This is a genomic window from Streptomyces sp. NPDC093591 (assembly GCF_044764885.1).
Taxonomy (GTDB): Bacteria; Actinomycetota; Actinomycetes; order Streptomycetales; family Streptomycetaceae; genus Streptomyces.
This window is the reverse complement of sequence record NZ_JBIWIY010000003.1, coordinates 463,928-485,139: the sequence shown is the minus strand read 5'-3', so window position 1 is coordinate 485,139 and position 21,212 is coordinate 463,928. Positions and strand designations below refer to the sequence as shown.

17 protein-coding genes, 2 tRNA genes and 2 pseudogenes are annotated in these 21,212 nt (G+C 69.5%); 6 read left to right on the top strand and 15 right to left on the bottom strand.

The genetic code is table 11. The annotated features are described in order from the left end of the window. Positions 1-35: 35 nt before the first annotated feature. On the top strand, positions 36-995 hold the full coding sequence (locus tag ACIREI_RS08820) for a hypothetical protein (protein WP_403329108.1): 960 nt from the start codon (positions 36-38) through the stop codon (positions 993-995). Between the two features lie 88 nt (positions 996-1,083). Here ACIREI_RS08820 and clpX read toward each other — a convergent pair whose 3' ends face one another. From clpX to ACIREI_RS08795, 5 genes are all read right to left on the bottom strand, one after another. Next, entirely contained in the window at positions 1,084-2,370 is a 1,287-nt protein-coding gene (clpX, locus tag ACIREI_RS08815; protein WP_004001291.1) for an ATP-dependent Clp protease ATP-binding subunit ClpX, read from the bottom strand. Between the two features lie 180 nt (positions 2,371-2,550). Beyond that, on the bottom strand, positions 2,551-3,231 hold the full coding sequence (locus ACIREI_RS08810) for an ATP-dependent Clp protease proteolytic subunit (RefSeq protein WP_128428488.1): 681 nt from the start codon (positions 3,229-3,231) through the stop codon (positions 2,551-2,553). Between the two features lie 50 nt (positions 3,232-3,281). Then, on the bottom strand, positions 3,282-3,887 hold the full coding sequence (locus ACIREI_RS08805; RefSeq protein WP_128428974.1) for an ATP-dependent Clp protease proteolytic subunit: 606 nt from the start codon (positions 3,885-3,887) through the stop codon (positions 3,282-3,284). Positions 3,888-4,234: 347 nt separating this feature from the next. Continuing rightward, positions 4,235-5,629, bottom strand: a complete 1,395-nt coding sequence (tig, locus tag ACIREI_RS08800) for a trigger factor (RefSeq protein ID WP_403329104.1) — start codon at positions 5,627-5,629, stop codon at positions 4,235-4,237. A 210-nt stretch (positions 5,630-5,839) separates the two neighbouring features. After that, positions 5,840-5,916 (bottom strand) — tRNA-Pro (locus ACIREI_RS08795). Between the two features lie 166 nt (positions 5,917-6,082). On the opposite strand from ACIREI_RS08795, the gene ACIREI_RS08790 reads away from it, so the two are divergent. Continuing rightward, positions 6,083-6,153: transfer RNA gene (locus ACIREI_RS08790), tRNA-Gly, on the top strand. Between the two features lie 71 nt (positions 6,154-6,224). On the opposite strand, the gene ACIREI_RS08785 is transcribed toward ACIREI_RS08790, so the two are convergent. From ACIREI_RS08785 to ACIREI_RS08770, 4 genes and pseudogenes are all read right to left on the bottom strand, one after another. Beyond that, positions 6,225-6,725: a PQQ-binding-like beta-propeller repeat protein gene (locus ACIREI_RS08785; protein WP_403329457.1), complete on the bottom strand. Its 501-nt coding sequence runs from the start codon at positions 6,723-6,725 to the stop codon at positions 6,225-6,227. 198 nt (positions 6,726-6,923) lie between these two features. Beyond that, positions 6,924-7,268, bottom strand: a pseudogene (locus ACIREI_RS08780) (hypothetical protein); the annotation flags it as partial. Positions 7,269-7,633: 365 nt separating this feature from the next. Next, positions 7,634-8,290, bottom strand: a pseudogene (locus ACIREI_RS08775) (serine/threonine-protein kinase); the annotation flags it as partial. Positions 8,291-8,440: 150 nt separating this feature from the next. Further along, the gene (locus ACIREI_RS08770) at positions 8,441-8,635 is read right to left on the bottom strand and encodes a hypothetical protein (protein ID WP_030044846.1); all 195 of its coding nucleotides are present in this window, start codon (positions 8,633-8,635) and stop codon (positions 8,441-8,443) included. A 539-nt stretch (positions 8,636-9,174) separates the two neighbouring features. On the opposite strand from ACIREI_RS08770, the gene ACIREI_RS08765 reads away from it, so the two are divergent. Beyond that, positions 9,175-10,377 carry an acyltransferase family protein gene (locus ACIREI_RS08765; protein ID WP_403329100.1) on the top strand — a complete coding sequence of 401 codons (1,203 nt, stop codon included), beginning with the start codon at positions 9,175-9,177 and terminating at the stop codon, positions 10,375-10,377. A gap of 45 nt (positions 10,378-10,422) precedes the next feature. Here ACIREI_RS08765 and ACIREI_RS08760 read toward each other — a convergent pair whose 3' ends face one another. Both ACIREI_RS08760 and ACIREI_RS08755 read right to left on the bottom strand, forming a co-directional pair. Further along, positions 10,423-10,887 carry an HD domain-containing protein gene (locus ACIREI_RS08760; RefSeq protein WP_403329097.1) on the bottom strand — a complete coding sequence of 155 codons (465 nt, stop codon included), beginning with the start codon at positions 10,885-10,887 and terminating at the stop codon, positions 10,423-10,425. A gap of 321 nt (positions 10,888-11,208) precedes the next feature. After that, entirely contained in the window at positions 11,209-12,387 is a 1,179-nt protein-coding gene (locus ACIREI_RS08755; RefSeq protein ID WP_403329094.1) for a PP2C family protein-serine/threonine phosphatase, read from the bottom strand. Between the two features lie 162 nt (positions 12,388-12,549). On the opposite strand from ACIREI_RS08755, the gene ACIREI_RS08750 reads away from it, so the two are divergent. Beyond that, positions 12,550-13,815, top strand: a complete 1,266-nt coding sequence (locus ACIREI_RS08750) for a GNAT family N-acetyltransferase (protein ID WP_403329091.1) — start codon at positions 12,550-12,552, stop codon at positions 13,813-13,815. A gap of 31 nt (positions 13,816-13,846) precedes the next feature. On the opposite strand, the gene ACIREI_RS08745 is transcribed toward ACIREI_RS08750, so the two are convergent. Both ACIREI_RS08745 and ACIREI_RS08740 read right to left on the bottom strand, forming a co-directional pair. Continuing rightward, complete coding sequence (locus ACIREI_RS08745; protein WP_403329088.1) at positions 13,847-14,656, bottom strand: Fpg/Nei family DNA glycosylase; 810 nt, start codon at positions 14,654-14,656, stop codon at positions 13,847-13,849. A gap of 298 nt (positions 14,657-14,954) precedes the next feature. After that, positions 14,955-15,440: a ribose-5-phosphate isomerase gene (locus ACIREI_RS08740; protein ID WP_403329087.1), complete on the bottom strand. Its 486-nt coding sequence runs from the start codon at positions 15,438-15,440 to the stop codon at positions 14,955-14,957. Between the two features lie 217 nt (positions 15,441-15,657). Here ACIREI_RS08740 and ACIREI_RS08735 point away from each other — a divergent pair, with 217 nt between their 5' ends. Next, positions 15,658-17,160: an amino acid permease gene (locus ACIREI_RS08735; protein ID WP_403329084.1), complete on the top strand. Its 1,503-nt coding sequence runs from the start codon at positions 15,658-15,660 to the stop codon at positions 17,158-17,160. 137 nt (positions 17,161-17,297) lie between these two features. Here ACIREI_RS08735 and ACIREI_RS08730 read toward each other — a convergent pair whose 3' ends face one another. Then, a complete protein-coding gene (locus ACIREI_RS08730) occupies positions 17,298-19,586 on the bottom strand; it encodes a protein kinase (protein ID WP_403329081.1) in 2,289 nt (762 codons plus the stop codon). Positions 19,587-19,743: 157 nt separating this feature from the next. On the opposite strand from ACIREI_RS08730, the gene ACIREI_RS08725 reads away from it, so the two are divergent. After that, positions 19,744-20,469: a hypothetical protein gene (locus tag ACIREI_RS08725; RefSeq protein WP_403329078.1), complete on the top strand. Its 726-nt coding sequence runs from the start codon at positions 19,744-19,746 to the stop codon at positions 20,467-20,469. 82 nt (positions 20,470-20,551) lie between these two features. Here the strand turns inward: ACIREI_RS08725 and ACIREI_RS08720 are convergent, their stop codons facing one another. Then, complete coding sequence (locus tag ACIREI_RS08720) at positions 20,552-21,133, bottom strand: biotin transporter BioY (protein ID WP_403329075.1); 582 nt, start codon at positions 21,131-21,133, stop codon at positions 20,552-20,554. Positions 21,134-21,212 lie beyond the last annotated feature (79 nt).

Here is a 21,212-nt window from a genome sequence, read left to right as displayed (position 1 = left end):
CGTGAACATATAAGCATCTGGAGGGGAACCCAGAAATGAGCTACAACCAGCCGGGCCCGTACGGCGGGCAGCCCCAGCAGCCCGGTCCGTACGGCCAGCCCGGTCCGTACGGCCAGCAGCCGCAGGCGCCCCAGCCCGGCTACGGCTACCCCCAGCAGGCTCCTCCGCCCCAGCCCCAGCCCGGTTACGGCTACCCGCAGCAGGCCCCGCAGGGCGTTCCGCCGCAGCAGCCGTACGGCCAGCAGCAGCCGCCGTACGGTCAGGCCCCGTACGGGATGCCGCAGCCGCCGGCGCCGGGTGGCGGCAGCAAGAAGACGGGCCTGATCATCGGCGCGGTCGCGGTCGTGGCCGCGATCGGTGTCGGGGCGTACTTCGTGTTCGGTGGGGGCGGCGGCGCGGGCGGCGTCGAGGACGACGGGGCCCACACGCTGACGACGCCGGCGACCGTGCTGAGCGGCGAGTACAAGAAGTCGGAGAGCGCCAGCTCCGCGGACTCGATGAACGACGACGACATCTCGGACTTCGAGGAGTGGGGGGTGAAGGACGCCAAGGACGTCAGCGCGGGTTACCAGAAGGGCACGGGTATCAGCGCGAAGAACCTCTCCTTCAGCGGCGTCTACGGCACCATCGACGATCCCGAGGCCGTCGTCGACGCGATGTTCGCCAAGATGAAGACCGAGGCCGAGAAGGACCAGAGCAGCAGCGACAGCAAGGGCAAGCTGGTCGGCAGCCCGGAGACGGTCTCCCCCTCGGGCTTCGAGAACGGCGTCATGAAGTGCCAGGTCGCCGAGATCACGAACACCGGTTCGTCCGCCTCGAGTGCCGGGGTCGCGCAGACGATGAAGATGCCCATGTGCATCTGGGGTGACCACAGCACCGTGGCCCTCGTCATGGCGTTCGGCGTCGCCGAACTCGCCAGCGGCGAAGGCGGTTCGCTCGACGACACCGCGGCCCTGGCCGCCAAGCTCCGCAGCGACGTGCGGGTCAAGGCCTGACGCCGCAGGCCTCGACGGCGACGTACCGCAAGGATGAAGAAGGGCCCCGGTCTGCTGACCGGGGCCCCTTCGTACGTGCGTTGAGCGGTTACGCCGTCTTCTGCTCCCCCGACCCACGCCCTCGCGCATCCCGCGGAATCAGCGTCGGGTTCACGTTCGAGTGAACGACGTCCGCCGTGATGACGACCCGGGCGACGTCCTTGCGCGACGGCACCTCGTACATCACCGACATCAGGACCTCCTCCATGATGGCGCGCAGGCCGCGCGCGCCCGTCTGGCGGAGGATGGCCTGGTCGGCGATGGCCTCCAGGGCCTCGCGCTCGAAGTCGAGTTCCACGCCGTCGAGTTCGAAGAGGCGCTGGTACTGCTTGACCAGGGCGTTGCGGGGCTCGACGAGGATCTGGAGGAGGGCTTCCCGGTCGAGGTTGTGCACGCTCGTGATGACGGGGAGCCGACCGATGAACTCGGGGATCATGCCGAACTTGACCAGGTCCTCGGGCATGACGTCCTCGAACTGGTCCTTGGCCTCCAGCTCGCGCTTGGAGCGGATCGTCGCGCCGAAGCCGATGCCCTTGGCGCCGGCCCGGGACTCGATGATCTTCTCCAGACCGGCGAACGCGCCACCCACGATGAACAGGACGTTCGTCGTGTCGATCTGGATGAACTCCTGGTGCGGGTGCTTGCGGCCGCCCTGCGGCGGGACCGAGGCGGTGGTGCCCTCCAGGATCTTCAGCAGGGCCTGCTGGACGCCCTCACCGCTGACGTCCCGGGTGATCGACGGGTTTTCACTCTTCCGCGCGACCTTGTCGATCTCGTCGATGTAGATGATCCCGGTCTCGGCCTTCTTGACGTCGTAGTCGGCCGCCTGGATCAGCTTCAGCAGGATGTTCTCGACGTCCTCGCCGACGTACCCGGCCTCCGTCAGCGCCGTCGCGTCGGCGATGGCGAACGGGACGTTCAGCATGCGGGCCAGGGTCTGCGCCAGCAGGGTCTTGCCGGATCCCGTGGGGCCCAGCAGCAGGATGTTGGACTTCGCCAACTCGATGGCGTCCTCGCGGCTTTGACCGCCGCCGTTCTCGCCTGCCTGGACGCGCTTGTAGTGGTTGTAGACGGCGACGGAGAGCGCCTTCTTGGCTGCTTCCTGGCCGACCACATAGCCCTCGAGGAACTCGTAGATCTCGCGCGGCTTGGGCAGTTCCTCCCAGCGGACCTCACTGGTCTCCGCGAGCTCTTCCTCGATGATCTCGTTGCAGAGATCGATGCACTCGTCGCAGATGTACACACCAGGGCCTGCGATGAGCTTCTTGACCTGCTTCTGGCTCTTGCCGCAGAACGAGCACTTGAGCAGATCGCCGCCGTCACCGATGCGTGCCACGGTGTGCTTCCCCTTCGCCGTGGAGACGACTGGACGTTTTCGAATCCAGCGGCTCCTGGTGCTGCCTTATGTCCGACGGTACCTTGCCTGGCCCCCCGTTCGGGCCCCCCTTGGCGCGGTTCACTTTGACGTGCACCGTCCCAAACCGTGCCAAGGGGCAGCAGACATTACCGGTCCGCGTCAGCGAACGTCGGCGTTGTTCATCTTCCGGGTGGAGATGATCTGGTCGATCAGCCCGTACGACAGCGCGTCCTCGGCCGTGAGGATCTTGTCGCGCTCGATGTCCTCGCGGATCTTCTCGATCGGCGTGGTGGAGTGCTTGGCCAGCATCTCCTCCAGCTGCGAGCGCATCCGCAGGATCTCGTTGGCGGCGATCTCCAGGTCGGAGACCTGACCGCGGCCCGTCTCGCTGTACGGCTGGTGGATCAGCACGCGCGCGTTCGGCAGCGCCATGCGCTTGCCGGGCGTGCCGGCGGCCAGCAGGACGGCGGCGGCGGAGGCCGCCTGGCCCATGCAGACCGTCTGGATGTCCGGCTTCACGAACTGCATCGTGTCGTAGATGGCCGTGAGCGCGGTGAAGGAGCCGCCGGGGCTGTTGATGTAGACCGAGATGTCCCGGTCGGGGTCCATCGACTCCAGGCACAGCAGCTGCGCCATGACGTCGTTCGCGGAGGCGTCGTCGATCTGCACGCCGAGGAAGATCACGCGCTCCTCGAAGAGCTTCGCGTACGGGTCGTACTCGCGGATGCCCTGCGAGGTGCGCTCCACGAAGCGCGGGATGACGTACCGGGACTCGGCCACGGGGCCCGCGTACTCGGCGCGCGTACGGTCGTACAGGCCGTTGCCGGGGAAGTCGTTCACTGTCTGTCTCCTTGGGGCTGAGGCGGTCGGCTGGGGGCTGTCCTGGGGCCTCAGGCCCCGGTGCCGCCGCCACCCGGCATACCGGCGGCCGTTTCCATCACGTCGTCAATGAGGCCGTACTCCTTGGCCTCGTGGGCGTCGAACCAGCGGTCGCGGTCCGAGTCCCGGGTGATCTGCTCGATCGTCTGACCGGTGTGCTGCGCCGTGAGCTCGGCCATGCGCTTCTTGGTGTGCAGCAGCCGCTCGGCGTGGATCTTGATGTCGGAGGCCGAGCCGGCCAGGCCCGCGGAGGGCTGGTGGATCAGGATCTCGGCGTTCGGCAGCGCGAAGCGCTTGCCGGGGGTGCCCGCGCTGAGCAGGAACTGGCCCATGGAGGCGGCGAGGCCCATGGCGATGGTCACCACGTCGTTCTTGATGTACTGCATGGTGTCGTAGATCGCCATACCGGCCGTGATCGAGCCGCCGGGGCTGTTGATGTAGAGGTAGATGTCCTTTTCCGGGTCAGCGGCAAGGAGCAGCAACTGCGCGGTGATCTTGTTCGCGATGTCGTCGTCGACCGGCTGGCCGAGGAAGATGATCCGCTCGTTGAGCAGCCGGTTGTAGACCTGGTCGCCGAGGCCACCACCGATGGAAGGCTCGCCGGCGGCGGAGGGCATCAGATTCGTCACGTATCCACCTGCTCGTCTTACGACGGCGCCGGGCCGTCTTACGTCTTCTGCGGGCAACGGGGGCTCCCCTGCCCTCATATTCATGGACCCTAACGCGGTGGCCCTGCGCTGCAATCCCGGTTCAGCGGGTGTTCGCTGTCAGCGCATGCGCTCCGCTGGGTGGGGCGGATTTCTCGCCGTAGCTCCGCTGGTCAGTGGGTGAGTGCGGGTGGTGTGTGGTTGCTCGCGCAGTTCCCCGCGCCCCTGAGCGGCATTACCCGGCCGTACGACAGAGGGGCCCCGGGGACGTTGTGTGTCCCCAGGGCCCCTCCTACGAGCTACGCGGCGCCGTGGGCTCAGCCCTCGGACTTCTCCTCGTCGGAGGCGTCGGCGGTGCCCTCGGCGGCCTCGACGGTCTCCGTGGCCTGCTCGACCTCGTCCTCGTCGTCCAGGTCGATGACCTCGCCGTTGGTGTCCTTGACCGTGGCCTTCTCGACCACGACGGCCAGGGCCTTGCCGCGGGCGACCTCGCCGACCAGGAGCGGAACCTGGCCGCCCTCGACGACCGCCTGGGCGAACTGGTCGGGGGACATGCCGGAGGAGGCGGCGCGGCGCATGAGGTGCTCGGTGAGCTCCTCCTGGTTGACGTTCAGCTTCTCCTGCTTGACGAGCTCGTCGAGGACGAACTGCGTCTTGATGCCCTTGACCGCGGCTTCCTTGGTCTCGGCGTCGAACTCCTCGACCGTCTTGCCCTGGATCTCGAGGTACTTCTCGAGGTCGAGGCCCATCTGGCCGAGCTGGTGGTGCTCCAGGTTGTGCTTACGGGTGTTGATCTCGTCCTCGAGGAGCTTCTCGGGGACGGGCACCTCGACGAGCTCCAGCAGCTTCTCCAGGACGCGCTCCTGGGCCTGCGTGGCCTGGTCGTACTGCTTCATGTTCTCGAGGCGCTTGCGGCTGTCGGCCTTGAGCTCGTCGAGGGTGTCGAACTCGGAGGCGAGCTGCGCGAAGTCGTCGTCCAGCTCGGGCAGTTCGCGCGCTGCGACCTGGGTGACCTTGACGGTGACCTCGGCCTCCTTGCCGGCCGCCGAGCCGCCCTTGAGCTCGGAGGTGAAGGTGGCCTCGCCACCGGCCTCCAGGCCCTTCACGGCGTCGTCGATGCCGTCCAGCAGCTCGCCGGAGCCGATGGTGTAGGAGACGCCCTCGGCGACGCCGTCCTCCAGGACCTCGCCGTCGACCTTGGCCTGCAGGTCGATCGTGACGACGTCGCCGTCCTCGGCGGCGCGCTCGACCGGGGAGGTCGACGCGAAGCGCTCGCGGAGCTGCTCGACCGACTTCTCGACGTCCTCGTCGGTGACCTCGACGGCGTCGACCTCGACCTCGATGCCGGAGTAGTCCGGGATCTCGATGGCGGGGCGGACGTCGACCTCGGCGGTGAAGTTCAGCGTCTCGCCGTCCTTCAGCTCGGTGATGTCGACCTCGGGCTGGCCCAGGACGTTGAGCTCGGCCTCGTTGACCGCCTCGGTGTAGAACTTCGGAAGCGCGTCGTTGACCGCCTCCTCCAGGACCGCACCGCGGCCGAACCGCTGGTCGATGACGCGGGCCGGGATCTTGCCCTTGCGGAAGCCCTTCACCGTGACCTGCTGGTTGATCTTCTTGTACGCCGCGTCGAGGCTGTCCTTGAGCTCCTCGAAGGGCACCTCGACAGTGAGCCGAACCCGAGTCGGGTTCAGGGTCTCCACGGCGCTCTTCACGGTTCGGTCTCCTTGTGGCTGACTTCTTGGGTTCTGCCGGAGCCAGACTGGTCCGGCAAATTCGCCGCCCGGAGGACTTCGTGACTTCGTACGGAGAGACACACGGGCGTGCAGCTTGCATAGTAACGGCAGCGGCGACACGCCCCAAAGGCGATCAAGGGACGCGATCACCCGAGGTCGTCGCGCGTATGGCCGGCGTGGACCCGGTCGTGGTCGGGGTGGCGGGATTTGAACCCACGGCCTTCCGCTCCCAAAGCGGACGCGCTACCAAGCTGCGCCACACCCCGTGCTGGTGCGACACGTAGGGTACATGCCCGCAGGCAGTGGGTCCGCCGCATTTCGCCGACGTCGGCGACCGGGATCGGGCGTACGGCAATGGGGTGTGCGTCGAGGGGGCGTGACCCGCTACGATGCCTGCAGTGCCGCGGTCACCTGACCTGCGGCGCGTCCTGTGCGGGCGTAGCTCAATGGTAGAGCCCTAGTCTTCCAAACTAGCTACGCGGGTTCGATTCCCGTCGCCCGCTCTGTACGGCTCAGGGCCAGGTCAGAGGATGATTCCTCCGCCTGGCCCTGATCGTTTTCCGGGGGGCCGGTCTCACAGGGTGCGTACGTCCACGGTGTAGACGGAGCGGATGCCGTACGGGACGTAGAGGGCGTCGCCTACGAGGGTCAGGGGGGCGCCGCTGCCCGTGGAGCCGGCGGTGCCGCCGTCGTCGCGGCCCTGGAGGGTGGCCTCGACGGTGCCGGTGCGCAGGTTCAGGGCTGCCAGGCGGCCGGTGGGGGAGGCCAGGTACAGGCGGGCGGCGGAGGCGGTCGGGGGGCCCGGTGATTCCACGGTGGAGTTGCTCTGCCAGATCTGGCGGCCGCTGTCCGGGGCGATCGCGCGGACGCTGCCGCTGGGGAAGGTGAAGTAGAGCCTGCCGTTCAGCAGGGTGGGGGTCCCGCCCTCGGGCTGGGCCTGGGACAGCCGTACGGTCGTCACGACGTGCGAGGCGGCGTTGATCAGGGTCAGTGTCCGGTGGGGACCGGTCGTGCCGAGCGCCACCAGGCGTCCGTCGGCCTGTCCTACGACGTCCTGGCCGCCCTTGACCTGCACGGTCCAGCGAGGACGGCCGGTGGCCGGGTCGAGTTGCGCGACGCTCGTGCTGGTGATGGTGTCGCCGGCCCACTTCTGGCACACCAGGTACCCGTTCCGGGCGGCGCTGCGCAGCAGGCACATCCGGGTGTCCGGGTCGGGCAGCGGGCGTTTCCAGCGGACCTTGCCGTCGTCGGCGTCGAGCAGGGCGTACTGCCGTCCCTTCGCGCCGTGGACGGAGATGACGCCCTCGGGTACGGCTGCCGACAGGCCGTGCTCGCTGCTCGGCTCCGTCGCCTCCTCGCCTTCGCCGGTGACCGTCCTCCAGATCGCCTTGCCGGTATCGGCGTCCAGTGCCTGGATGGTGTAGCGCGACGGGAACCTGTCCTCGCCGACGTCGCGTCGTCGGCGCCGTAGACGTACACGCGGCCGCTGCGGGCGGCGATGATCGTCCCCGCGTCGCCGCCGCCGAGGTCGTCGGGTGTCTCGTCGATCGGCCGGGCCCAGGTGTTGCGGCCGTCGGCGAGGGCGAAGCGGGTCGCCATGATGTCGTCGCCGGCACACACGAGGGACCTGCCGGTGGCCGCGCAGCGGCTGAAGGGGCCGTCGGCGGTCACCGGCTCCTTGTCGACGCTGGGGTCCTTCGACTTCTGGTGCCAGGCCTGCCAGCCGACGGGCAGGTTCCCCGGGTCGGAGCCGTCGGCGGTGAGGGCGACCGTCGTGGTGGCGACGGCCGCGAGGGCTACCGCGCCCGCCGCGGACGTCAGCCACAGGCGCCTGCGCCGCTCGCGGGGCCGGGCGGCGTCCGTGACCGTCGGCGTCTCGGCCGCGGGGCGCGGGTCGGGCAGGGCGCCGTCGCGCAGCAGGCCCAGCAACTCGTCCGGTGTCGGGCGGGACTTGGGGTGCTTCTCCAGGCAGAGGCGGACGAAGGGGAGCAACTCGGGCGGCACGTCGTCGAGTTCCGGGTCACCGTCGACGACGCGTACGGCCGTCTCGTAGGGGCTCGGGCTGTCGAAGGGGCCGTGACCGGTGGCGGCGTATGCGACGACCGAGCCGAGGGAGAAGACGTCGGCGGCCGGGCCCACGTCCTGGGGGGAGGAGAACTGTTCCGGGGACATATAAGGCGGGGTGCCCATCACGCGGCCGGTCTGGGTGAGGACGTCCTGGGCCGCGAACTCGACGGCGCGGGAGATGCCGAAGTCGATGACGCGGGGGCCGTCCTCGGCGAGCATCACATTGGCCGGTTTCAGATCGCGGTGGACCATGCCGGCGCGGTGGATGTCCCGGAGGGCCTCGGCGAGGCCGGCGGCGAGTTCGCGCAACTCCGGCAGGGGCAGGGGGCCGTGGCGGCGGACGTGGGTGCCGAGGTCCTCGCCGGGGATGTAGAGCGTGGCCATCCAGGGGCGCGGCGCGTCGGCGTCCGCGTCCACGACGGGAGCGGTGAAGGCGCCGCTGACCTGGCGGGCGGCGGCCACCTCGCGGCGGAAGCGGGTGCGGAACTCGTCGTCGTCGGCGTACTGCGCGTGCACGACCTTGAGGGCGAGGCGCCGACCGGAGGCGGAGCGCGCCAGGTAGACCACGCCCATGCCGCCGGAGCCGAGACGGTCCTCGATCCGGTAGCCGCCCACCTCGGGCGGGTCCGTCTCGCGCAGCGCCATCCGTACGTTCCCCCGTTCCGGACCGTTCGACGATCACGAACGAGGGTATCCGTACGTTTCCAGGCGGCCCCACGGACCCTAGAACTGGATGGAGTTGATCGTCTCCGCTATCGAGTTGAGGAACCGCTGGATGTCGTCGGCCATGCCGGTCGAGGCCAGGAAGAAGCCGAACAGCACGGCGACGACGGCAGGACCGGCCTTCAGGGATCCGCCACGGATCAACACCACCAAAATGATCGCCAACAGCAACACCACTGACAGCGAAATGGCCACAACAGATCACACCCTCGGTCGGTCCGCTCTCCCGGCCCGGGGATGCACCCCGCGCACCCCCGCCAGAACCATCGTGCCACCAACCGGGCTCCGCTATGCGGCACGTGACGTTTCGTTCGCCACACCTGTGCCGGATCTGTGCGGACCCTCGGCCCGCGCCGACCTCTCACGTTGTACCCGTACAGCATTTCGAGGGGACGCTCGCGCAGGGAATTCGGCGGGATCGTTTCCATCGGCACACAACGTGTTCGCGGGTATTTCGAATTCTCCGCACTCTGATCATTCCACCGGAGTCAGCTCCTGCCCATATGCACCCCTTAGTCCGGATGAATCCGGACAAGACGGGTGGCCAACAGGTGTCCGCCAGGTGCATGTTCGTCGTACACGCGTGGTCAAGCGCAATAACCAGGAATGACCTGGCGCGTTTTACGAAAACACACAGACAACGCTAGGGTGCCTCAGATGTTCCACGCTGCCTCGTCCCCCGCATGCGCAGCAAAGTCCTGGATCGCCTCCCCCGGCTTCCGGCGGGAGGGCCTGTGACGGACTCACTGCGACCGCACGGCCACAACAGAACGCCACTCCCCCCGGCCCAGTCGCCGGCGGACGGAGTGCCGAGTCCGCGCTCGCCGCACAACAGCAAGGCTCAGGCGAACAACAGACCCGCGTCCAGCGGGTCCAAGCAGCGCGACGCGTTCTTCGACAACGCCAAGTACCTGGCGATCGTTCTCGTCGCCATAGGACACGCCTGGGAGCCGATCAAGGGCGACAGTCGGACCCTGGAGGCCGTGTACACCGTCGTGTACACCTTCCACATGCCGGCGTTCATCATCATCTCCGGCTTCTTCTCGCGCAGTTTCGACGCGAGCCCGAACCGGATGAAGCGGCTGATCACCGGCGTCGCCGTGCCGTACATCGTGTTCGAGACGGCGTATCCGCTCTTCAAGCGCTGGATCGACGAGGACCCGAGCCAGGAGATCAGCCTCCTGGACCCGTGGTACCTGACGTGGTTCCTGTGCGCGCTGTTCATCTGGCGGATGACCACGCCCATCTGGAAGATGGTGCGCTGGCCGCTGCCGATCGCGCTCGGCCTCGCCATGGCGGCGACGGTCACCCCGGAGATCGGCGACGACCTGGACCTGCAGCGGGTGCTGCAGTTCCTGCCGTACTTCGTGCTGGGCCTGATCATGAAGCCCGAGCACTTCCACATGGTGCGCACGCGCACGGTGCGGATCCTGTCCGTGCCGGTGGGCGCGGTGGCGCTGGCCTTCGGCTGGTGGGCGGTACCGCGGATGAACACCGCGTGGTTCTACCACCGTGACGCCGCGCAGGAGCTGGGCGCGCCGTGGTGGAGCGGACCGGTCATGGTGCTGGCGATGTTCGGCTGCTCGCTGCTGCTGACGGCCTGCTTCTTCGCCTGGGTGCCGCGTCGGCACATGTGGTTCACGGCGCTCGGCGCGGGGACGCTGTACGGCTATCTGCTGCACGGGTTCTTCGTGAAGGCCGGGGACTACCAGGGCTGGTTCGAGGCCGCCTGGCTGCACCGGCCGCTCGGCGAGATCTTCGTCACCGTCTGTGCTGCTGTCGGTGTGACGCTGCTGTGCACCAAGCCGGTGCAGCGGGTGTTCCGGTTCGCGATGGAGCCCAAGATGGACTGGGCGTTCAAGCGGGACGCGGCGGAGGTGGCGCGGGAGCGCGAGAAGCGTGAGGGTGCGGCGCCGCGCGAGAAGGTCAACGCCTGAGCCGACGCCGAGGGTTCTCCTCGTGACCGTTCCCCTCGTGGGACGTCACTTGCCGACCAGACCGAGAAGTGCGCGCATGCGTGCGTACTTCTCGGTCAGTCGTTTGCGGGTGGCCTCGTCGAGGACCGCGAGGCGGGTCGGGTTCGCGTTGTGCGCCAGGTCTGCCTCCTTCACCAGCAGGGCGCCGTCGGTGGCGAGGATGCGTGCGGCGTAGGCCTCGGGGGGTTCTCCGGGCCGCTTGGTGAGCGCCAGCACGATGTCCTTCGTGCGGCGGCTCAGGGGGGTTTCTTCCAGTCGGTGTTCGGTCAGGGCGTCGTCCTCCACGGCGTCGTGCAGCCAGGCCGCGGCGATCTGGTCGTTGTCGCCGCCGCGTGCGCGTACGCCTTCGGCGACGGCCTGGAGGTGTTCGGTGTACGGGCGGCCGGCCTTGTCGGTCTGGTGGGCGTGGGCGGTGCGGGCGAGGGCCTCTACGGCGGTGAGGGGCAGCGGGGTTCGGTCGGGTTCGGTCACTCGTCCAGTGTGTCGCCCCCGCCGCCCCTACCCGTCCCATCCTCCAGGGGCTGCCGCCCCTTCGACCCCGCGTCCCTGGGGGCTGCCGCCCCCAGACCCCCGCTTCGGCCCTGAACGGGCCTCGTCCTCAAACGCCGGACGGGCTGGAATGACCGGACTGGCGTTGAAGAAGTGACGCCAGAGGCTGGGAAGCGACGCCAGACGCTGAGAAGCAACGTCAGAGGCTGAGGCGCGACGCCAGACGCTGAGAAGCGACGCGAGACGCTGAGAAGCGACGCGAGACGCTGAGAAGCGCGCCCGGCACCGGGGAGCCGGGTGGGGTCAGCGTGGGGTCGTTGTCGTCGGGCCCTCGCGGCAGATCAGGAGGAGTGCCCTGTCGTCGTTGACGTCCCTCGCGACGGCCTCGATGAGGTGCCAGGCGGCGCCGTGGAAGCCGCCGGCGACGTAGCGGTCGGCCTCGCCGGTGAGGCGGTCTATGCCCTCGACGATGTCGCGGTCGGACGTCTCGACCAGGCCGTCCGTGAACAGCATGAGCACGTCTCCGGGGCGGAGTGTGCCCTTCACGGGGTCGAACTGGGCGCCGTCGTACACGCCGAGAAGGGGGCCCTCGGCCGCCTTCTCCTCCCAGCGGCCGCTGCCCGCGCTCAGTTGCAGGCCCGGGGGGTGGCCCGCGGAGTACAGCTCGTAGTCTCCCGAGTCCAGGTCCAGGACCAGGTGGATCGAGGTCGCGAAACCCTCGTCCCAGTCCTGGCGGAGCAGGTAGCCGTTCGCCGCCGGGAGGAACGCGTGTGGGGGCAGGCTGCCCAGGAGGCCGCCGAAGGCTCCGGACAGGAGCAGGGCGCGGGAGCCCGCGTCCATGCCCTTGCCGGAGACGTCCGTCAGGACGACCTCCAGCGTGCGGCCGCCGTTCGTGCGGGCCGCGACGACGAAGTCGCCGGAGAAGGACTGACCGCCCGCCGGGCGCAGGGCCATCTCGCGGTGCCAGCCGTGCGGCAGGCTCGGGAGCTTGCTCTGGACGCGGATGCGTTCGCGCAGGTCGAAGAGCATCGTGCCGCCGCGCCGCCAGGGCACGCCGACGCGGCTGCGGAACTGCGCGATGAGGAGGCCGAAGAAGCCGCAGGCCGCCACCACCAGGACCACGCCGGGGGTCACGCGGGACGGGCCCTCCGTGTAGGGCCCGAGCTGCACCGACTCCACGATCAGGGCGGTGGCCGCCGCGGCGTACAGGCCCAGCAGGCTCGCCGGGCGCAGCAGCAGACCGCCGGCGACGATGGGGAGGACGAGCGCGGCGGGAGAGAACCACACCGGGTTGGCCATCGTCACGGCGCAGATCAGGGGAACCGTGAGGAGCAGGCCGGCCAGTGCGATCCAGTCCGAGCCGTCGCCGCGGAAGTAGTCCACCGCGCTTCTGCGCACGCCGACGCGGGCCCGGTGCCACTGCATCTTCAACCGGGCCGTGAACGTCTCGGCCGCCGTGCGCCGCTCTCGTCCTGCTGCCATTAGTTCGGGACCCTATCCATCGGACCAGCTGCTTGGCACGGGAGGTCCCACTTGTCCCCCGTCCGAGGTTCAACTTCACAGTGAACTTCACAGAAAGCGGTCTCGCCGCCGTCAACGAGAAATTCCCTCGCTCGTCCCGCAATGCCCTGGTACGCATGGTTCATGGCGAAAGACAGTGCGAGCCACCAGGGGAACTCCGGCCGTCCCGAGCTGCGGGTGCTGCGGCAGGACGAGTGGGACATCTGGTACGACACCCTCATCCGCGCCTTCGGCGGTGTCCCGGAGACGGCCGAGGAACGGGATTTGTGGAGGTCCCTCACCGAGTTCGACCGTTCCCTCGGCGCCTGGGACGGGGGCGAGTGCGTCGGCACGGCAGGGGCCTTCAGCTTCCGGCTGACCGTGCCGGGGGGCGCGTCGGTGCCCGCGGCCGGCGTCACGATGGTCGGCGTCGCCGCCACGCACCGTCGGCGCGGCGTCCTGACGTCGATGATGCGCCGGCAACTGGAGGATGTGCGTGAGTGGGGCCCGCCGCTCGCCGTGCTGACCGCCTCCGAGCCGGAGATCTACGGCCGGTTCGGGTACGGCGTCGGCACCTTGCACGTGAACGCCGAGATCGACACGACCCGCGTCCGGCTGTCCGTGCCGCCCGGCACCGACGACGTACGCCTGCGCTACGCCGTACCTGGCGACGTCCTCGACGTGTGCGAGGCGGTGTACGCGCGCAAGGTGGCCGACCGGCCCGGAATGCTCGCGCGGCTGCCCGGCTGGGAGCGGCTCGGGCTGCTCGACCCGGACAGCGAGCGGGACGGCGGGTCGCCGCTGCAGTGTGTGCTCGCGGAGCGGGACGGTGAGGTCGTCGGGTACGCGCGCTTCCACGTCAAGCCGGAGTGGGATGCCGGTGGGCCCAAGGGCTCCGTCCAGCTGCGGGACACGCAGGCCCTGGACCCGGCCGCGGAGGCCGCGCTGTGGCGGTTCCTGTTCGGGATCGACCTGACGTCCACGGTGAAGGCGTACGGGCGGCCGATGGACGAGGCGTGGCTGCACCAGGTGTCCGACATCCGGCGGTGTGCGCTGCGGGTGCGGGACTCGTTGCACGTACGGCTGGTGGACGTGGGGGCGGCGCTTCAGGCGCGGACGTATCAGGCGCCGGTGGACGTGGTGTTCGAGGTCGAGGACGCCTTCTGCCCCTGGAACGCGGGGCGTTGGCGGCTGTCCGGGGATGCCAAGGGTGCGGCGTGCGAGCGTACGACGGACGCCGCCGATCTCTCTTTGTCGGTACGGGAGTTGGGTGCGGCCTATCTCGGCGGCGTGAGCCTGGGGGCGTTGGGGGCCGCCGGGCGGGTGCGGGAGTTGCGGCAGGGGGCGTTGACGGAGGCGGCGGTCGGGTTCGCGTCTGCCGTGGTGCCGTGGTTGCCGCACGGGTTCTGACGCGCGGGTTATTCGGGCGTCGGCGGCTTCCTTACGGGGTCTGGCAGGCCGGGCACCAGAAGAGGTTGCGGGCGGCGAGGTCGGCGGTGCGGATCTCGCCGCCACAGATGTGGCAGGGCAGGTTGGCCCTGCGGTAGACGTAGACCTCGCCGCCGTGGTCGTCGACGCGCGGCGGGCGGCCCATCGCCTCCGGGGTGTGCTGCGGGCGGACGGTGTCGATGCGGTTGTTGCGGACGCCCTCGTGCATGAGCTCGACGAGGTCGGTCCAGATCGCGTCCCACTGGGTGAGGGTGATGTCCTTGCCGGCGCGGTACGGGTCGATGCGGTGGCGGAAGAGGACCTCGGCTCGGTAGACGTTGCCGACGCCCGCGATGACCTTCTGGTCCATGAGGAGGGCGGCGATGGTGGTGCGGCTGCGGGAGATCCGCCGGTAGGCCAGGTGCGGGTCGGCGTCGTCCCGGAGCGGGTCGGGGCCGAGGCGGGCGTGTATCGCCTGCTTCTCGGTGGGGGTGATCAGGGCGCAGGTGGTGGGGCCGCGGAGGTCTACGTAGGCGGTGCTGTTCGCCAGGCGCAGGCGGACGGTGTCCGTGGGTGGGGGTGCGGGGGTGGCGCCGAAGTTGACCTTGCCGAAGAGGCCGAGGTGGATGTGGATCCAGTCGGTGGCGCGGAAGCCCAGGAAGAGGTGTTTGCCGTGGGCCTCGGTGTGGGTGAGTTCCGAGCCGGTCAGGAGTTCTGCGGCGTCCGAGAACTTGCCCTGGGGGCTGGTGACGTGGGGGGTCGTGCCGAGGAATGCGGTGGAGTAGTCCTGGGCCAGGCGGTGGATGGTGTGGCCCTCGGGCACGGGGACTCCTTTTTCGTCTGCGGGTGGGTGGGCTGAGGGCAGGTTTTCGCCCCCGCCGCCCCTACCCGTCCCATCCTCCAGGGGCTGCCGCCCCTTTCGACCCCGCTCTCCTGGGGGCTGCCGCCCCCAGACCCCCGCTTCGGCCCTGAACGGGCCTCGTCCTCAAACGCCGGACGGGCTGAGAGATGCCGGCCGGCGCCGAGAAGCGGGGCTGGGGACGGCCGTGCTCGTCCTCAGACGCCGGACGGGCTGGAATGCCTGGACCGGCGTTGAGAGGTGAAGCCCCCGTCGCGGGGGGCTACTGCTGGGGGTGGTGCGGGGGGATCGGGGGGAGGTCGCCGGTCGTTTCGTAGGTGGCCAGCATGTTGATGCGGCGGGTGTGGCGCTCGTCACCGGAGTACGGGGTGCCGAGGAACGTCTCCACGAACTTGGTCGCCTCGTCCAGCGTGTGCATGCGCGCACCCACCGCGACGACGTTCGCGTTGTTGTGCTGGCGGCCCAGCGACGCCGTCTCCTCGCTCCAGGCCAGCGCCGCGCGGACGCCCTTCACCTTGTTCGCGGCGATCTGCTCGCCGTTGCCCGAGCCGCCGATCACGATGCCGAGGGAGTCGGGGTCCGCGGCCGTCTTCTCCGCCGCGCGGAGGCAGAAGGGCGGGTAGTCGTCCTGGGCGTCGTAGATGTGAGGGCCGCAGTCGACCGGGTCGTGGCCCGCCGCCTTGAGCCAGTCGACGAGGTGGTTCTTGAGTTCGAAGCCCGCATGGTCGGAGCCGAGATACACGCGCATGGAACGAGTGTGACACGGCTGTTTCGGGGCAGCAGCGCCGGGTGTCGGGCGTGTTTATTGTGATGCGCGCCATGGAAGCTCAAGGAAACCTCAAGTAACAATCACGAATCAAAGGTTCCCGAATTCGTTCTCCTCGGATTCACTGGTCCGACTCGTACGCCGCTCCATCACCGCTCGTACGAGAACCGCTCCCCACGGCTCAAAGGAAATCCGTTCCATGACTTCGCAGCCGACGCAGAAGGCGGCCGGACCGGCCGTCGGCGGCCACGGCCTACAGGCCGGGCTCAAGAACCGCCATCTGTCCATGATCGCCATCGGTGGCGTCATCGGCGCCGGACTCTTCGTCGGGTCCAGCTCCGGTATCGCCACCGCGGGACCCGGCATCCTCCTGTCCTACGCCCTCGTCGGCACGCTCGTGGTGCTGGTGATGCGGATGCTGGGTGAGATGTCCGCGGCCAACCCGACGTCCGGGTCGTTCTCCGCCCACGCCGACCGGGCGCTCGGGCCCTGGGCCGGTTTCTCCATCGGCTGGCTGTACTGGTTCTTCTGGGTGGTCGTGCTGGCGGTCGAGGCGACCGCCGGTGCGGAGATCCTGGAGGGCTGGATCCCGGCCGTTCCGCAGTGGGGCTGGGCGCTCATAGTGATGGTGGTGCTGACCGCCACCAACCTCGTCTCCGTCGGGTCGTACGGCGAGTTCGAGTTCTGGTTCGCGGGCATCAAGGTCGTCGCCATCGCCGCGTTCATCGTCATCGGCGGACTGGCCGTATTCGGGCTGCTGCCGGGCGTCGACAGCGAGCACGCCGGGCTGAGCAACCTCACCGACCACGGCGGCTTCCTGCCCAACGGTGCCGGCGCGATCCTCACAGGTGTGCTGCTCGTCGTCTTCTCCTTCATGGGCAGCGAGATCGCCACCCTCGCCGCCGGTGAGTCCGAGAACCCGCAGCAGGCCGTCACCAAGGCCACCAACAGCATCATCTGGCGGGTCGCCGTCTTCTACCTCGGCTCGATCTTCGTCGTGGTGGCCCTGCTGCCCTGGGACAGCAAGTCCATCGCCGACAAGGGCTCGTACGTCGCCGCGCTGGACTCGCTCGGCATCGCGCACGCCGGTCAGATCATGAACTTCATCGTGCTGACCTCGGTGCTGTCCTGTCTCAACTCCGGCCTCTACACCGCCTCCCGCATGGCCTTCTCGCTCGGCCAGCGCGGGGACGCGCCGAAGTCCTTCGCCCGCACGACCGGCAACGGCGTGCCGCGGACGGCGATCCTCGTCTCCGTCGTGTTCGGCTTCGTGGCCGTGTTCTTCAACTACAAGTTCCCGGACTCCGTCTTCCTCTTCCTGGTCAACTCCTCCGGTGCGGTCGCGCTGTTCGTCTGGCTGGTGATCTGCTTCTCGCAGCTGCGCATGCGGAAGATCATCCAGGCCGAGGCGCCGGAGAAGCTGGTCGTGAAGATGTGGCTGTACCCGTATCTGACCTGGGCGACGGCCGCGCTGATCGTGTTCGTCCTCGGCTACATGCTGACCGACACCGAGCACGACGGGCGCTCGACCGTGCTGTTGTCGCTGCTGGTGGCGGCGATCGTGCTGGTCATCGCCTTCGTGAAGCAGCGGGTCGGCGGCGGGCACTCGGCGGTTGCCGGGGCGGCTGACGGGGCTGCTGACGGGACGACTGCCGGAGCGCCTGCTTCGGATGCGCCGCGCGACGAGATCAAGACCAGCTGAGGCGTCGTGGCCTTTGGGGCCCTGAGGTGCGTGCGTGCGCTCACCTCAGGGCCCGACCCATGTCCCGGTCCATGTCCCGGCCCGTGTTTCGGCCCACTCCCGATCCACGTCCGATCCGTGTCCCGGACCATGTGCCGTCACAGCACCGTGAAACTGTCCCTCACCTTCTCGTAGGTCCTGAGGGCCTGCGCCTCGATGTCCGGCTGGTACCACGTGTTGATCTGGTACGACTTGCCGTCCACGGTGAAGCCCAGCAGCCGGGCGTGCCAGGGGGCGCCCTGGAGGGTGAAGGTGTACTCCCAGACCACCGCCGGGTGACCGCGGAACGTCGTCCGTTCCAGGCGGATCTTGCGGTACTGGCCCTGCTGCGCGTTCTCCTCCGACTTGCTCCACGAGTCCATCAAGTCGTCGCGGGCCAAGGACGATTTGCCGGCGAGTTCCTGTTTGGCGTCCGGGGAGGTGTAGTGGACCTCCGACCCCGTCTTGACGTCCCGCCGCCAGCCCTCGGGTGTCACCCACGCGAACCCGCCCGCCTCCCGGCGCGCTCCGGGCGGCAGGCTCTGCGGCCTCGACGTGCCCTCGACCGTGGAGGACCGGGTGCCGCCCGGGGAGGATGTCGTCGGTGTGGCGGAACCCGCCTGATTGTCCTTGGGTGGATCGGAGTTGGCCGCCAGGATGACCGCTACGGCAGCGCCCGCGACCGCGATTCCGGCGGCGGCGATGAGGCCGGTGCGGCGGCGCCCGCGCCGGGATCGGGGTCGGGGTCGGGCCGGGGCCGCGGGGCCTGGTAGCTCGCCGGGCGGCATGGCGTGGGCCGATCCCGCGGCGCCGGGCACGAGCTCCGGCTCCGGGGCCGGCCGTCGCTCGGTCACCGCTTCGGCGCGGGACAGGGAGACGCCGGCACGGCGGGGTCCGGCGCCCTTGGGAGTGCCGGTCGGGACCGGTGAGCGCACCTCCGCCTCCCCAACGCCTCCACCGGACTCGCCTCCGAGGTCCGTTCGGGGGCTTCCCGCGCCCTCGGTCACCGTCGAGGGCTGTGGCGGTATCGCGTCGTGTACGGCTGCCGGCTGCCGGGGGTCGGGTGGGGCGCAGGCGCGGGAGGCTTCAAGGGAGGCGGGCGTGGATGTGGGGGGCCTCGGGGTGGCTGGGGTCACCGGGTCCGGCGGGGGCTCGGGGTCGGGGGTGCGTGCCGTCCTGGGCTCGGGGGCGGGCTGAGGGCTGCCGTTGGGGTCGGGCCTGCGTGTGGTTTCGGGCTGGGGGCGAGGTGCGGGATCGGCTCGGCGGATGGGCTCGGGCCCTGGATGGGGCTCGGGCTCGGAGCCGGGGTGGGGCTCGGACCAGGCAAGGGACTCGGACTCAGGCGCGCGTTCGGCCCCCTGGGCAGCCACGAGCCCACCCGCCGGCCCGTTCAGCTGCCCGTAAAGCTGCCCGCCCACCGGCCCAACTTCCGGAGCTGCAGCGGCCGTTGCCTCCGGCTCGGGCGCCGTACCACTCGCAGAACCCGCGGGCTCCGTACCCGAGCGCCCGGCAGCAGCCGCAGGCGCCCCTCCCCCGACCACCCGCATCGTCGGCGTAGGCGCCGGAAACGCGACCGGCTGCAGTGCCGTCTCCAGGTCGTCCAGGCCGGGGCGGATCGATGGTTCCTTCTCCAGCAGGGCGGCGAGGATGTCCCTCAAGGGGCCTGCGGTCGCCGGGAGTTCGGGCTCCTCGTACAGGACCGCGTGCAGGGTCGCCAGGGTCGTGTCCCTGGAGAAGGGGGAACGGCCGGCGAGGGCCGCGCTCAGGGTGGCGCCCAGGGACCAGACGTCGGACGGGGGGCCCTGGGGGCGGCCGGAGATGCGTTCGGGGGCCATGTAGTCGGGGGAACCGACCAGCATGCCGACCATGGTGAGGGCCTTCGCGTCCTGGATCGCCGCGATGCCGAAGTCGGTCAGGACCACCCTGCCCCGCCCGCTCACCGCTTCCGGCTCCACCAGGACGTTGCCCGGCTTGATGTCCCGGTGCAGCACACCTCGGGCGTGGACCTGGCGCAGTGCCGCCACCAGCCCGAGGCCGATCCGGGCCGCCGCGCACGGGCCCAGCGGGCCCTCCTCGGCCATGATGCGTTCCAGGGAGCGGCCGGCCACCAACTCCATGACGATCCACAGGCGTTCGCCCTCGTCGACCACGTCGTAGACCCGTACGACGTTGGGGTGGTCGATCCGCGCCGTCGCCCTCGCCTCCCGCAGGGTGCGCTCCCGGCGCGTGCGCGTGTCCTCCGGGTCGAGGCCGTCGATGCGCATTTCCTTCACGGCGACCAGACGGTCGAGTATTTCGTCGACCGCCCGCCACACCCGCCCCATTCCACCCTGGCCGATACTCTCGACCAATCGATAGCGCCCCGTCACCAGTAAACCCGGAACCCCACCGCTTCTCGTATTTCCCATATTCCCCGGCAAACCACTGCACCCCCCTCTGCGCCGCATCGGACATCCGCGACTGAAACACAATGGTCACACTTCACGCCGTACCAGCATAGTGCGGAGAAATCTTGTGGTAGCTCTTCAAGTACTGCGAATTCAGGCGCAGGCAAGGGGGACGAACATGAGTTCTCGTCGCACGACGGCCATCGTGGGATCGCTGGTCGCGACATCTTTCTCGGCAGTGATGATCCTTTCCGCCACTGCCGGCGCGGATGACCAGGGTCCCGGCAGCAGCAAGGGGGGAAAGGTCATCGACGAGGCGCCGGCAGGGGTGGAACTGGCCACTCTGCTGCCCGAAAAAATCTCGGTGGACAACAGTTCGCAAGAGACCGAACTCACCGCCACGGTGAAGAACGAAGGGACCGAGGGCAGCGGAAAGATCAGGCTTTTGGTCGTCGGTTTCGACGGCCTTACGGTCAAGAATGTCGAGGGCTGTTCGGCGATCGAGAAGAGCGGTCTTCCGGAGGGCTCGAACAGCGGTTTCGCATGCGCACTCGACAATCTCCCGGCCGGTGAGTCGAAGTCGTACGCCGTCGATGCGACGTACGACCTGAGCAAGACCGGGAAGATCTGTCTTCCCGTCCAGACGAGTGACGGCGGGAAGACGTACTGGCAGCAGGGCCCGGTGCCGTTCGGTACGACGAACCCGTCACCCGACGCCCCGGCCACCCCGTTGCTCCTCGGCACCGACAACAAGCCGGTCGCACCGGGCGCCGACGAGCTGCCCAAGACCGGACTCGTCCGTGACGTCCTGCCGTTGGGCGCGGCCGGCGCGACGCTGATCGCGGCGGGGGCGGCCGGGCTGTGGTGGTCTCAGCTGCGGCGGCCGAGGCGGCAGGCGGACTGAGCGGAAGGCCCACGGCAAAAGAGGCTCGCCGGGTCGAAGTCGCAGTGCGACCCGGCGAGCCTCTTCCGAACGGACTACGGCGTCAGCGGTTGAGCAGCTTCCAGGTAGTGGGCAGCGCGCCCATCGCCAGAGCCGCCTTGACGGCGTCGCCGATCAGGAAGGGGGTGAGGCCGGCCGCGATCGCGGCGGTGGCCGACATGCCGGTGGCGAGGGCCAGGTACGGGACGCCGATGGCGTAGATGATCGCCTCGCCCAGCAGCATCGCGCCCGCCGTGCGCAGCGCGGTGCGGTCGGCGCCGCGGCGGGCCAGGGCGCCGACGACGGTGGCGGCGAGGATCATGCCGAGGATGTAGCCGAACGACGGGGCCGCGGCGCCGGAGGTGCCGTTCGCGAACCACGGCACGCCCGCGATGCCCGCCAGCGCGTACAGCGCGAGGGAGAGGAAGCCGCGGCCGGCGCCGAGGGCGGTGCCGACCAGCAGCACCGCGAGGGTCTGGCCGGTCACCGGAACCAGGGAGCCCGGCACGGGCACGGAGATCTGGGCCGCGAGGCCGGTGAACGCGGCGCCGCCGACGACGAGCGCGATGTCGCGGACGCGGGAGGCCGGGAGCAGGTCGGCGAGGACCTGTCCGGTGCGGGCGGGGGCGGCGGCAGCGGTGCTCATGGGGACTCCGCGGAGTGAGGGCGGTACGGGACGCAGTGACGCTATCCCAGGGGGTTTCGGTCCATCACCGTCAGTGGTC

Bases quoted from the DNA above. Each gene is read 5' to 3' on its own strand.
- ACIREI_RS08755 (WP_403329094.1), bottom strand. From the start codon at position 12,387: ATGGCAGCAGGACGAGAGCGGCGCACGGCGGCCGAGACGTTCACGGCC.
- ACIREI_RS08725 (WP_403329078.1), top strand. From the start codon at position 19,744: ATGAGTTCTCGTCGCACGACGGCCATCGTGGGATCGCTGGTCGCGACA.
- ACIREI_RS08750 (WP_403329091.1), top strand. From the start codon at position 12,550: ATGGCGAAAGACAGTGCGAGCCACCAGGGGAACTCCGGCCGTCCCGAG.
- ACIREI_RS08740 (WP_403329087.1), bottom strand. From the start codon at position 15,440: ATGCGCGTGTATCTCGGCTCCGACCATGCGGGCTTCGAACTCAAGAAC.
- ACIREI_RS08720 (WP_403329075.1), bottom strand. From the start codon at position 21,133: ATGAGCACCGCTGCCGCCGCCCCCGCCCGCACCGGACAGGTCCTCGCC.
- ACIREI_RS08735 (WP_403329084.1), top strand. From the start codon at position 15,658: ATGACTTCGCAGCCGACGCAGAAGGCGGCCGGACCGGCCGTCGGCGGC.
- ACIREI_RS08730 (WP_403329081.1), bottom strand. From the start codon at position 19,586: ATGGGAAATACGAGAAGCGGTGGGGTTCCGGGTTTACTGGTGACGGGG.
- ACIREI_RS08820 (WP_403329108.1), top strand. From the start codon at position 36: ATGAGCTACAACCAGCCGGGCCCGTACGGCGGGCAGCCCCAGCAGCCC.
- ACIREI_RS08805 (WP_128428974.1), bottom strand. From the start codon at position 3,887: ATGCCCTCCGCCGCCGGCGAGCCTTCCATCGGTGGTGGCCTCGGCGAC.